General features: G+C 56.0%; 11 protein-coding genes. 5 read left to right on the forward strand and 6 right to left on the reverse strand.

Annotated features, from left to right (window positions below; translation table 11 throughout):
- The 4 genes from CINSTRO3249_RS16490 to pepA form a co-directional block, all read right to left on the reverse strand.
- On the reverse strand, positions 1 to 170 hold a 170-nt coding region (locus tag CINSTRO3249_RS16490; protein WP_143146886.1), incomplete at its 3' end, for an IS1 family transposase.
- 262 nt (positions 171 to 432) lie between these two features.
- Complete coding sequence (locus CINSTRO3249_RS06960; protein WP_074012730.1) at positions 433 to 3,288, reverse strand: valine--tRNA ligase; 2,856 nt, start codon at positions 3,286 to 3,288, stop codon at positions 433 to 435.
- A 13-nt stretch (positions 3,289 to 3,301) separates the two neighbouring features.
- Positions 3,302 to 3,751: a DNA polymerase III subunit chi gene (locus CINSTRO3249_RS06965; protein WP_074012731.1), complete on the reverse strand. Its 450-nt coding sequence runs from the start codon at positions 3,749 to 3,751 to the stop codon at positions 3,302 to 3,304.
- Positions 3,752 to 3,831: 80 nt separating this feature from the next.
- Positions 3,832 to 5,343, reverse strand: a complete 1,512-nt coding sequence (gene pepA / locus CINSTRO3249_RS06970; RefSeq protein WP_074012732.1) for a leucyl aminopeptidase — start codon at positions 5,341 to 5,343, stop codon at positions 3,832 to 3,834.
- Positions 5,344 to 5,622: 279 nt separating this feature from the next.
- Here pepA and lptF point away from each other — a divergent pair, with 279 nt between their 5' ends.
- Positions 5,623 to 6,723: an LPS export ABC transporter permease LptF gene (gene lptF / locus CINSTRO3249_RS06975; protein ID WP_074012733.1), complete on the forward strand. Its 1,101-nt coding sequence runs from the start codon at positions 5,623 to 5,625 to the stop codon at positions 6,721 to 6,723.
- Positions 6,723 to 7,793, forward strand: coding sequence for an LPS export ABC transporter permease LptG (gene lptG / locus CINSTRO3249_RS06980; RefSeq protein ID WP_074012734.1), 1,071 nt, complete (start codon positions 6,723 to 6,725; stop codon positions 7,791 to 7,793). The genes lptF and lptG overlap by 1 nt, the downstream gene beginning before the upstream one ends.
- Before the next feature lie 113 nt (positions 7,794 to 7,906).
- Here lptG and CINSTRO3249_RS06985 read toward each other — a convergent pair whose 3' ends face one another.
- Positions 7,907 to 8,779: a LysR family transcriptional regulator gene (locus tag CINSTRO3249_RS06985; protein WP_254304309.1), complete on the reverse strand. Its 873-nt coding sequence runs from the start codon at positions 8,777 to 8,779 to the stop codon at positions 7,907 to 7,909.
- 1,380 nt (positions 8,780 to 10,159) lie between these two features.
- Between CINSTRO3249_RS06985 and CINSTRO3249_RS18000 the strand changes: the two genes are divergently transcribed.
- Entirely contained in the window at positions 10,160 to 10,618 is a 459-nt protein-coding gene (locus tag CINSTRO3249_RS18000) for a beta-propeller fold lactonase family protein (RefSeq protein WP_371441369.1), read from the forward strand.
- Positions 10,619 to 10,723: 105 nt separating this feature from the next.
- Positions 10,724 to 10,969: a hypothetical protein gene (locus CINSTRO3249_RS18005; protein ID WP_371441370.1), complete on the forward strand. Its 246-nt coding sequence runs from the start codon at positions 10,724 to 10,726 to the stop codon at positions 10,967 to 10,969.
- A 172-nt stretch (positions 10,970 to 11,141) separates the two neighbouring features.
- Here the strand turns inward: CINSTRO3249_RS18005 and CINSTRO3249_RS06995 are convergent, their stop codons facing one another.
- A complete protein-coding gene (locus CINSTRO3249_RS06995; protein ID WP_074012736.1) occupies positions 11,142 to 11,672 on the reverse strand; it encodes a YjjA family protein in 531 nt (176 codons plus the stop codon).
- Positions 11,673 to 12,091: 419 nt separating this feature from the next.
- On the opposite strand from CINSTRO3249_RS06995, the gene CINSTRO3249_RS07000 reads away from it, so the two are divergent.
- Positions 12,092 to 12,381: IS4/Tn5 family transposase DNA-binding protein (locus CINSTRO3249_RS07000; protein WP_174249746.1), on the forward strand; the 290-nt coding region annotated here is incomplete at its 3' end.

A 12,381-nucleotide genomic window follows, 5' to 3' on the forward strand; every position in this document is an offset into this window, starting at 1 on the left:
TCAACGATCTGCTCTTTAACTCCCGGCTTTCGCGCTTCATAGCGGTAGGTAAGCTGGAATACACGGTGACAGCACTGACACCGGAAGCGTTCGCGCTTAGTTGGACTAAGGCCATGTCGATAAATTTCATCTGAATGGCAGCGAGGACAATGAACAGAAACTGTAACCACGTGGAAACCTCAAATAGAGGCAGAATATCACAAAAGTCAACTATTTGAAGGCATTACCTTATCGGACGCACCCGTATGGCATCTGCAGAGGTCGTGGACATGCTCTTGATCCGGATAGTGATAAGTAAAGGCACTATGGGTTAAAAGTAATAGCACCGCAGGGCACACGGATGCAACCGAAACCCGCCGGGGAGCGTTAGGCGAGCGGCAGAGCAGACTGGCATCCCGGCCATGGCGCGCCGGGAAAACCGCCATGGCGCGCTTACAAACCGGCGATAATCGCCTGCTGTTCCAGCAATTTCGCCCTGGATTGCTGATAGCTTTCCAGCTTCTCGCGCTCTTTCGCCACCACCGCCTCCGGTGCGCGGCCGATAAAGCCCTCGTTGCCGAGCTTGGCGGCAATACGGCTGATTTCGCCGTCGATGCGCGCGGCTTCTTTCGCCAGACGGTCCAATTCGGCGTCCTTATCGACCAGACCCGCCATCGGAATCAGCAATTCGGCGCCGTCGATAATCTGGGTGACGGAAACCGGCCCTTTATCGTCCGCCGGCAGCAGGGTAATGCTGTCAAGCCGCGCCAGGGTGAGCATAAAACTCAGATTCTCGTTCACCCGCCGCACTACCGCGGGGGATGCCTGGCGCAGCAGCACCGCCAACGGCTTGCCGGGGGCGATATTCATCTCGGCGCGAATGGTACGCACCGCGACGATCGCTTGCTTTATCCATTCCAAATCGGTGAGTGCATCGGCATCCGCCCGCGCCGCATCGTAGGACGGAAACGGTTGCAGCATCAGGGTGTCACCCTGGTCGCCGGTAAGAGTTTTCACCCGCTGCAAGATGGTTTCAGTAATAAACGGAATGATCGGGTGCGCCAACCGCAGCAGCGCTTCCAGCACCGTAACCAGAGTATGGCGGGTACCGCGCAGCTCGGCGTCGCTGCCGCCGCTCATCACCGGCTTGGTCAGCTCCAGATACCAGTCGCAGAACTGGTTCCAGGTAAACTCGTATAAAATGCCGGCCGCCAGATCGAAGCGATAATTATCCAGCGCCTCGCGGAACGCCTTCACCGTCTGATTAAATTCCGCCAGGATCCAGCGATCCGCCAGCGACAACACTTTGTCGCCACCGTGAAAACCGCAGTCCTGCTCTTCGGTGTTCATCAATACGAAACGGCTGGCGTTCCACAATTTATTGCAGAAATTGCGGTACCCCTCCAGGCGTTTCATGTCCCAGTTGATATCGCGACCGGTAGAGGCCAGCGCCGCCAGCGTGAAGCGCAGCGCATCGGTACCGTGGGGCTCGATGCCGTTGGGAAACTGTTTTTCGGTGCGTTTGCGGATTTTGTCCGCCAGCTGCGGCTGCATCATGTTGCCGGTACGCTTTTCGACCAAATCGGCCAGCGAGATGCCATCTACCATGTCCAGCGGATCAATGACGTTACCTTTGGACTTGGACATCTTCTGCCCTTCCTCATCGCGGATCAAACCGGTCATGTAGACGGTTTTAAACGGCACCTGCGGCTTACCGTTGTCATCCTTGTTGAAATGCATGGTCAGCATGATCATGCGCGCAATCCAGAAGAAGATAATGTCGAAGCCGCTTACCACTACGCTTGTGGGGTGGAAGGTGCGCAGAGCGTCGGTGTTTTCCGGCCAGCCAAGGGTAGAGAAGGTCCACAGCCCGGAAGAGAACCAGGTATCCAGCACGTCGTCGTCCTGGCGCAGCGTCACGTCAGCTGCCAGCTGATGCTGCTGGCGGACTTCGGCCTCGCTGCGGCCCACATAGACCCGCCCCTCGGCGTCATACCAGGCCGGTATACGGTGGCCCCACCACAGCTGGCGGGAAATGCACCAATCCTGTATATCGCGCATCCAGCTGAAATACATGTTTTCGTACTGCTTCGGCACGAACTGGATCTCGCCCTGTTCCACCGCGTCCACCGCCACTTTCGCCAGCGGTGCGGTGCGGACGTACCATTGGTCGGTCAGCATCGGCTCGATGACCACGCCACCGCGATCGCCGTAAGGGACCATGAGATCGTGGGCCTTGACCTCGACCAGCAGGCCCAGGCGATCGAATTCCGCCACGATCGCCTTGCGGGCGGCGAAGCGCTCGAGGCCACGGAACGGCGCCGGAATTTCCCCTGACACGACGTCGCTGGCCTCGCCGAAGGTATCGAATACCTCGCCGTCCTGACGGATATCGCCGTCAAAGGTCAGGATATTGATCATCGGCAGCGCGTGGCGCTTTCCGACCTCATAGTCGTTAAAGTCATGGGCCGGCGTGATTTTGACGCAGCCGGTGCCTTTAGTCATGTCGGCGTGCTCGTCGCCGACAATCGGGATGCGGCGACCGACCAGCGGCAGAATAACGAACTGACCTATTAAATCGCGATAGCGCGGGTCTTCCGGGTTCACCGCTACGCCGGTATCGCCGAGCATGGTTTCCGGCCGCGTAGTGGCAACCACCAGATAATCCAGACCGTCGGCGGTGAGCGCTCCGTCGGCCAGGGGGTAGCGCAGGTGCCACATTGAGCCCTTCGACTCGCGGTTCTCCACTTCCAGATCAGAGATCGCGGTGCGTAATTTCGGGTCCCAGTTCACCAGGCGTTTGCCGCGGTAAATCAGATCTTCCTGATACAGGCGCACAAACACTTCTTTCACCGCGTTGGACAGCCCTTCGTCCATGGTGAACCGCTCGCGTTCCCAGTCCACGGAGTCACCCAGCCGGCGCATTTGGTGGGTGATCGTGCCGCCGGATTGGGCTTTCCACTGCCAAATCTTGTCGATAAAGGCGTCGCGGCCGTAATCGTGCCGGGTTTTGCCCTCTTCAGCGGCGATTTTCCGCTCCACCACCATCTGCGTCGCGATGCCGGCGTGATCGGTGCCCGCCTGCCACAGGGTATTTTTGCCCTGCATACGCTGATAACGAATCAGGGTATCCATAATGGTCTGCTGGAAGGCATGGCCCATATGCAAGCTGCCGGTCACGTTGGGCGGCGGGATCATGATGCAGTAGCTATCCTGCCGGGTATCGTTGTTCGGCTTGAAATAGCCCTGCTGCTCCCAGTGCTCATACAGCGGCTGCTCGATATCTTTGGGATTGTATGTTTTGTCCATTATGCGTCGTTAATCACTGCGTTGGCGGCGTGGCCGTAGTCAATTGGAAGCCGACGCTGCGATACGCTTTATAACGATCGCGCGCCAACTGTTTTAAAGCATCTTCATCCGGGACGAAGTCTATCACTTCATGGAAAGCGGAGGCAAAATCCGCACAGGCCGGCAGCAGGCTAATCAGCAGATCCCGCGGCGCATTGCCGCGGCGCTGCGGCCAGCAAAGCTCCACCGGCGCGCCGTAGCGCGGGCCTTCCCCCGCCAGGTTATGCGGCACGAACGCATGGGGATCGCGGGCCCACAGCGCCTCGTCGAGCCTGAGCGCCTGCGCATCGTCCACACAGGCGATAAGCACCCGTTTCCCCTGCCGCCATTTATCGGCCGCCAAATCGCAGGCGAGCCGCTCCACGGCGGTTAGCCCATCGCTGATGGCATGTTGGTCGAGCAGGTAGAAAGTTGCGTTTTTCATGTGCCGTTAAGTCAACAAGGGGGTTACGGAAAAAACAGCGGGCGGCAAGCGCCGCCCGTGCAAGCATACCTTTTTTACGGTTACTCGTCACCGTTGAGTCCGGCGCGGTTAAGCAAGAATTGCGACAGCATCGCCACCGGACGGCCCGTGGCGCCCTTGGCTTTACCGGAGCGCCAGGCGGTACCGGCGATGTCCAGATGCGCCCAATTATATTTACGCGCGAAACGGGACAGGAAGCAGCCGGCGGTAATCGCGCCGCCTGGCCGACCGCCGATGTTCGCCATATCGGCGAAATTCGATTCCAACTGCTCCTGGAACTCATCCCCCAGCGGCAAACGCCAGGCGCGGTCCCCGGCCTGCTCGGCGGCGCCGATAAGCTCATGGGCCAGAGGATTATGGTTCGACATCAGCCCGGTCAAATGATGCCCCAGCGCGATAACGCAGGCGCCGGTCAGCGTGGCGACATCAATGACCACCTCCGGATCGAAACGCTCGACATAGGTGAGGGCATCGCACAGCACCAACCGCCCCTCGGCATCGGTATTCAATACTTCCACCGTTTGGCCGGAAAGGGTAGTCAACACATCGCCGGGCCGGAATGCGCGGCCGTCGACCATGTTTTCGCAGCCGGCCAGTACGCCGACGATATTCAGCGGCAGATTAAGCTCCATCGCCATGCGCATCACGCCATACACGGTCGCGGCGCCGCACATATCGTATTTCATTTCATCCATGCTGTCGGCGGGCTTGATGGAAATGCCGCCGGCGTCAAAGGTCAGGCCTTTACCGACTAGCACAATAGGTCGCGCGTCGGCGTCGGGGCCGCCCTTATACTCGATGACCGACATCAGCGATTCATTGGCCGAGCCCTGGCCTACCGCCAGATAGGCGTTCATCCCCAGCTCTTTCATCTGTTGTTCGCCGATAACCCGGGTAGTGGTGGTCTTGCCGTAGCCGTCGGCCAGCTGACGCGCCTGGGAGGCCAGGTAGGCGGGATTGCAAATATTGGGCGGCATGTTGCCCAAGTCTTTAGCGGCCTTGATGCCGGCGGCAATCGCCAGACCGTGCGAAATCGCGCGCTCGCCGCTGGTCAGCTCGCGGCGCGTCGGCACATTGAACACCATTTTGCGCAGCGGTCGGCGCGGTTCGGTTTTATTGCTTTTCAGCTGATCGAAGGTATAGAGCGTTTCTTTCGCCGTTTCCACCGCCTGACGTACTTTCCAATAGGGATTGCGCCCTTTGACATGCAGCTCGGTCAAAAAGCACACGGCCTCCATCGAGCCGGTATCGTTCAGCGTATTAATGGTTTTGTTAATGACCTGCTTATACTGGCGCTCATCCAGCTCGCGCTCTTTACCGCAGCCGATAAGCAAAATGCGTTCGGACAGTACATTCGGGACATGATGCAGCAGCAGCGTCTGCCCGACCTTGCCTTCCAGTTCACCACGGCGCAGCAGCGCGCTGATATAACCTTCGCTGATTTTATCGAGCTGTTCGGCAATCGGGGACAAACGACGTGGTTCAAATACCCCGACGACGATACAGGCGCTGCGTTGTTTTTCCGGGCTACCGCTTTTTACACTGAACTCCATGCACTCTCCTGAATCTTAAAGACAAAGACGGTAGCGCGGGATAAAATAGACTTTCCCGTCATCGTCCCGCCTTTGCATTCACTCTATGTGTTAATCTGCACGACGCAAAGGACGCTATTCTGTCGACAATCAGTGCGTTCTCATGGCTCGGCCGAACGCTTAATGTTGTTATACTCTATCTAGCGATAAAGGTGGCTGTTTGATACGTATTAATGAGGGATTAGCGATGAAATTATCGATTTTCCTGCAAAAAGACAAGTTTTCACAGGCGAAATAAGCGTGATAATCACTAGATATCTGGTTCGGGAGACATTTAAAAGCCAGCTCGCCATCCTGTTCATCCTGCTTTTGATTTTCTTTTGTCAAAAGCTGGTGCGGATCTTGGGCGCAGCGGTCGATGGCGATATCCCGACAAACCTGGTTTTATCCTTACTCGGCTTGGGCGTGCCTGAAATGGCGCAACTAATCCTACCCCTGAGTCTTTTTCTGGGGTTGTTGATGACCTTGAGCCGGATGTACACCGAAAGCGAAATTACGGTTATGCACGCCTGCGGGCTGGGTAAAAGCATATTGATCCGCGCGGCGCTGCTGCTTAGCCTGATTACCGCGATAGTGGCGGCGGTGAATGTGGTATGGCTTTCACCCTGGTCGTCGCGCCATCAGGATCTGGTCATGTCGGAAGCCAAAGCCAATCCCAGCATGGCGGCGCTGGTCGAGGGGCAATTCAAACCGGCGGAAAACGGCAATTCGGTGCTGTTCGTCGGCAACGTCAAAGATAAAGGCTTTGAACATGTATTCCTGGCGCAGCTTAAGCCGAACGGCAACGCGCGCCCTTCGGTGGTGATAGCGGACCGTGGCCACATGAGCCAGCAACCGGACGGATCGCAACTGGTCATGCTGGACAAGGGCACTCGCTATGAGGGGACCGCGCTGCTGCGCGACTTCCGCATTACCGATTTCACACAATATCAAGCGGTTATCGGTCACCGGGCGGTGGCGGTGGACGGCACCGACGCTGAGCAGATGTCGCTGCGCCAGCTATGGCGCTCCCCGGAGCCCGAGGCGCGCGCCGAACTGCATTGGCGATTTACGCTGGTGGTCTCGGTGCTGATCATGGCAATGATGGTGGTGCCGCTGTCGGTGGTCAACCCACGCCAGGGGCGGGTGTTGAGCATGTTGCCTGCGATGTTGCTGTATCTGATTTTCTTCCTGCTGCAAACTTCGCTGCGCTCCAACGGCGCCAAGGGCAAGCTTGACCCGATGCTGTGGATGTGGCTGACCAATGTGGCGTACCTGGCGCTGGCGCTAGTATTGAATTTATGGGACAGCGTACCGGCGAGAAGGCTTCGCGGGCGTCTGCATGCGAGAGGAGCGGCCTGATGTTCGGCGTACTGGACCGCTATATCGGTAAAACGATTTTCAATACCATCATGATGACCCTGTTCATGCTGGTATCGCTATCGGGCATTATCAAATTCGTCGAACAGCTGCGCAAAGTAGGTCAGGGCGGCTATTCGGCGCTAGGCGCGGGGTTATTTACCCTGCTCAGCGTCCCCAAGGATATCGAGATTTTCTTCCCGATGGCGGCGCTGTTGGGCGCGCTGCTGGGGCTGGGCTCGCTGGCGACCCGCAGTGAACTGGTGGTGATGCAGGCGTCCGGTTTCAGCCGTATGCAGGTGGCCGGCTCGGTGATGAAAACCGCTATTCCGCTGGTGCTCTTGACCATGGCTATCGGTGAATGGGTGGCGCCGGCGGGTGAGCAAATGGCCTACAATTACCGCACTCAGATGATTTACGGCGGCTCCATGCTGTCAACCCAGAACGGGCTGTGGGCCAAGGACGGTAATGACTTTATTTTCATCGAACGGGTGGTGGGCAGCGATGAGCTGGCCGGCGTCAATATTTATCATTTTGATAAGGCGGAGCGGCTGCAGTCGCTGCGCTATGCCGCCACGGCCACGTTCAGCAACGGCAGTTGGAAATTGTCGCAGGTGGACGAATCGGATTTGACCAACGACAAGCAAATCACCGGCCGGCAAACCCTGAACGGTGAATGGAAGACCAATCTCACGCCGGATAAACTGGGGGTTGTCGCGCTGGAGCCGAATTCGTTGTCTATCTCGGGGCTGTACAATTACGTCAACTATCTCAAGCAGAGCGGGCAGGAATCCAACCGTTATCAGCTGAATATGTGGAGCAAGATTTTCTCGCCGTTCTCGGTGGCGGTGATGATGCTCATGGCCTTGTCGTTTATTTTCGGACCGCTACGCAGCGTCCCTATGGGGGTACGGGTGGTTACCGGGATAAGCTTCGGGTTCTTGTTTTACGTTTTGGATCAGATCTTCGGACCACTAAGTCTGGTGTACAACATGCCGCCTGTGTTCGGGGCATTGCTCCCCAGTATGGCGTTTCTTATTATCAGCATTGTCATGCTGTTACGGCGTCGGTGACGCGTTCGATATTCCCTGGTGAGGCGCTGATCGGTAATACCGTCAGCGCCGTTTTTTTATTGCCGTGGCTTTCATTTTGGACCTTAATGCTGTGTCATGCCGACAGCGGAAAATTATTTCATGCTGTCAATAAACATGCCTTTGGTCAAATCCCGCAACCACTTATGGCACGGTGAATTATTATGTTTTGAGTGCCATGCCTGGATAATACTGCGCTTACCCAGATCGAAATCAGCGCTGAAGAATTCCACCGCCACATTCAATTTCTTCATAGTGGTGACCACAAAATCAGGCACGATAGCCAGCGCGTCGGAATGGGTAATGGCGTTCATAGTCGCCATATAGCCCGGCGTGGCCCCCATCACATGGCGCGCCGACCAGAAATATTTCGCCGCCTCGTCGGTCCCGGGCGGATACTTCTCCTTAGTTTGTACAAAATGATATTTCAGCAGATTGTCCATGCTTTTATCGCTGGCCAGGATAGGATGGCCGCAACGGCACATAAAGTAACATTTCGCCGAGTGAATAGTGCGAATGGTAATCTCCGGGTTTAAATCGCGCATCTCACCGATATAGAGATCAATATCGTTTGAGCGGAGAAAATCGTCGTCATAGTCCGAGTCGTGCACCAGATTAATAAACACATTTGGCGCGCTGCGCTGAACCTCGCAAAACAGCAGCGCGTTAAGAGTGAACACGATAGTGGCGTTGGCGGCGATGGTAAATGAGACGGTGGTGGTATGCGGCTCGAACGCCATATTGGTGTTCAGCATGGATTCAATCCGATTGACGAGTTGTCTAACATCCTCCTTTAATGCAATCGCCTTGGGTGTGAGAATTAATTTGGTGCCGCTGCGCACCAGAATCGGATCATTGAATAAGGCGCGGATTTTATTCAGCGATTTGCTGATGGCCGGCGCGGTGACGTTTAGCTTCCTGGCAGCCAGATTGACGCTACAGTCTTCCAGTAATGCGTTGAGAACCACTAATAAATTAAAATCAAAGTTATTCATATAAGAGGCATTCGTTAAATGGCTGGTTTGTGGGATATTCGTTAGTGAACGAATATTAAGGAATCCAAGTCATTAAACGCTCCTGGCAAGGTCGGGAACGGTAATAACATTGGGCGCGATAGCTAACTTCTTTTGGTAACTAATGATTATATATTTTATTTTTTAATTATGACAACATTAAATTAACCTTCCCCTTTGGTCCAGAGTTATCACTTTGCCGACCGATCACCCCGCAGCGGGCGCTATTACTGGCTTGACCTCCTTTTTGCCTCAAAAGGAATAATGTTATTATCTGTGGGTAAATAGTGGGTTATTTATTTTAATATGCACGACATACATTAAATCCCCCCCCATTCGGCTGCTTTTATTGCTATTTAATATATTATTAATGCGTAAATAAATTAATGGATTGCTCATGATACTCGTGATGATGAGCATCATTTCCGCAATCATCCCTCACTTAATCTCCAGTCGTTGTTACCGCCTTATGCACCCGCCTTGCGCCAGTGAAGATACGGTTGTCTGTACTACAGCGGGTGCACTAATGTCGCTGCTGTAGCCCGAACGAGGGCGGTACCGTTGTCACTATCGGAGCCACAGTCGGTATTGCCAGTGATAGTGCCAGGTTCGGCCTTGGCGCCGGAGCTTCTGTCTTAGCTCCTACCAGAGCACGTACCGGTCATGGCGCCGGAGCTTACGTCTTGGTCACTGCCAGAGCGCCTTTCGGTTATGGCGCCGGGACTGCTATCTGGCCCCTGCCAGGGCGCCTTTCGGTCATGGCGCCGGAGCTTCTATCTGGGCCCTGCCAGAGCGCCATTCGGTTATGGCGCCGGAGCTTCTATCTTGGCCCCTGCCAGAGCGCCTTTCGGTTATGGCGCCGGGGCTTCTATCTTGCCCCCTGCCAGGGCACCTTTCGGTCATGGCGCCGGAGCTTCTGTCTTGGCCCCTGCCAGGGCGCCTCCCGGTCCTGGCGCCGGAGCTTCCGTCTTGGCCCTTGCCAGGGCGCCTCCCGGTCCTGGCGCCGGAGCTTCCGTCTTGGCCCTTGCCAGGGCGCCTCCCGGTCCTGGCGGCGGTGATTTAGTCCTTGTCTGTGCCAGAGCGGATATAGGCGTTGTTGCCAGTGTAAACGCTGCGCGCGTTGGCGCCAAACCTTGCGTAATGAACAATTCTCAGGGTAAATATCGCCAAGAAGGGAAAGCGGCTATGACCACACCTGACAGGGCTTACGGCCTGATTGCCGTAAACAAACCAAGCTCAAAGGTGCTGTTTCTTAATATCTTCAGCTATGCCTTACAGCAGCGGTTAAACAGCTTTCCTCCTCGCCCTCATAAGTTGGTGATCGCGGCGGCAAAAATGGAGGCTGATGCTCCCTTATACCGCCACAGCGTACACGGCGACAACCCGCATCCGGGGCATAAATGCCGTTATCAATCTGGCGTGGCGCGCGCTGAAGGGCTTCTCGACTTCAGCATGCTGACATCTCCGCATACCGGCCGCATAGGCGATGACGGGCGGCTTTATCTGTGCTGTGAAAATAGCTGCGCGTTCGTGGTGATCGGCACCGATGATGACCGGGTGGTTGACCAGATCGCTACTCCCTCCGCTAACACCCGCCGCCTGACCATGACCCCCTCGGGGAAAAAACTGTTCACGGAAAATGAAGAGGACGCCAGCATTACCTCGGTAGATATCGCCGTATCGCCGGGACGCGTGCTGGATCCCATTGCGTTGCCGGGGCCGATCGGCGGTATCGCCGCCTCACCCCGTCATCCCTACCTTGTGGCCACCGCCGCCGATCGCCCGGCGCTGTAGAGTGTCAATAGCGACAGCCATCAACTGCGCGACACGCTGACCCTGAATTTTCATCATCAGGGCGTACAGGTCGTCCGTTGCAATGCCGACGGTTAGCTGCTGGCGGTGATTGGCGACGGCGAGCCGGTGGCCACGCTGCTGGAAGGCGACTTCACAGTGCTGGCCGCCCTGAACGTCGGCAATAAGTCGATGGATGGCTGCTTCAGCCCTGACAACGATTTTTTGCTGATTGCTAACGAGGATGACGGCACCCTGAGCGTAATGGATTTGAACATGTTGCAGGTGATCGCCACACCTCGGGTGGGCGAGGGATGCGAGGTGCTTGGCTATTTTCCCCTGATGGGCGCATAGCGACAGGCTCATCGGGGTTATAATAACGTCGTCACGCGCTGCATCGGCGCCTCTTTACATTGTTAAAAAGGACGGCGCACCCGCGCTACACGGTTGAACCAAGGTCTTTTACCCGCCGGCATTCTCGCCAGCGGGCAGGGTCGCGGCCAGCATTTTCCCGCTATTGAGTATTTCAGGAAATGAAGTTTTTACTCTGCTTGAGGACGAGATCACAGGCTTTGGTTTTTACCTTTTCCGTAAGCTGTGAGGTGCTGAGCGCGTTCAAGTCCACGGCATTGCCCTGGCTGGTGTTAAGGATCCCCGCCAGGCCGGACTGGTAATCCTGCGTTTTAGCAGTGGAAGAGGAGGCCGAAGCTGTATTGTTAATACCCAGCTTGGTCAGCAGCTGGTCTTTTACCGTAGAGGTACTGCCGGCGGACAGCAGATTGTTTTTAACGCAGTATTGCAGCACGCCGGCGGCATTGGTCATCGTGCCGGCGCTCAGCGCTTTGTCGCCGCCGTTTAGCAGCCCGGCCAGTGACGTCAAGGAAGTGCCGCTATTGTTGGTTGCGGTACTGTTCTGCGTACCGCTGTTAGCGTTCGATTGACTCAAACTATTGGCGACGTTGGCGGCAGAATCCATCCAGCTTGCCGCTTGCGCCATGCCGCCAGCCATAGCGGCGTAAACGCCCAGCGCGCACAGCAGGCGGCGAGAAGGGGTCATCATAACGAGCTCCTGATTCATTAATAGATAACGGCGCCTGCAAAAGGTTGCGGTCATGCAGACGTTATTGCCCCAGTATGCCGCATCACCGCCTGCCGGGCAGCGGAATGTCGGGCAAACCTACCGCACAAGGCGCTTTTTGGGAAAATTCCTGCCGATGTTATAGGTACTGTCTGGATGAGAGTCGTTAGCATGGGGTGGTTGCTGAAGGTGCAGAGATCGATTAGAACGATATAGGCGCTGGGATGCTGATATATGGGATATTGGGATGCTGAAAGGCTGGTGGGTTAGGGTCACCTCGTTATACACAAGTCCGCAACGACTTATATGCCAAGGGTTAGCGGGCTGAAATAGGCAGCCGGTGGGGTTGTAAATGAAGTGAAACCGACGTGTACTATCGCCATTTACGGCGCTGAAAAATGACACGGGATTCAGATGGCTGGGCACACCAAGAACTGGAAGGGGTAAATCTTGGTGACACGAGACTCAATAAGCGCGCCAAAGGGCTTTTGATACGGCTGGCTGAGAATCCGCAAGCCAGTATTCCGCATGCGTGCCGCAGATGGTCTGAGACGCTGGGTGCTTACCGCTTCATGGAGAACCAAGCATTCGAATGGCGAGACATTCTGCAACCTCACTGGCAGCGTACGCAGGAGAGGATCCGAGAACACGAAGTTGTGCTGTGTATCCAAGACACTACCGAGCTTGA

Origin of the sequence: Candidatus Sodalis sp. SoCistrobi, assembly GCF_900143145.1 — a bacterium.
Classification (GTDB): Bacteria; Pseudomonadota; Gammaproteobacteria; order Enterobacterales; family Enterobacteriaceae; genus SoCistrobi.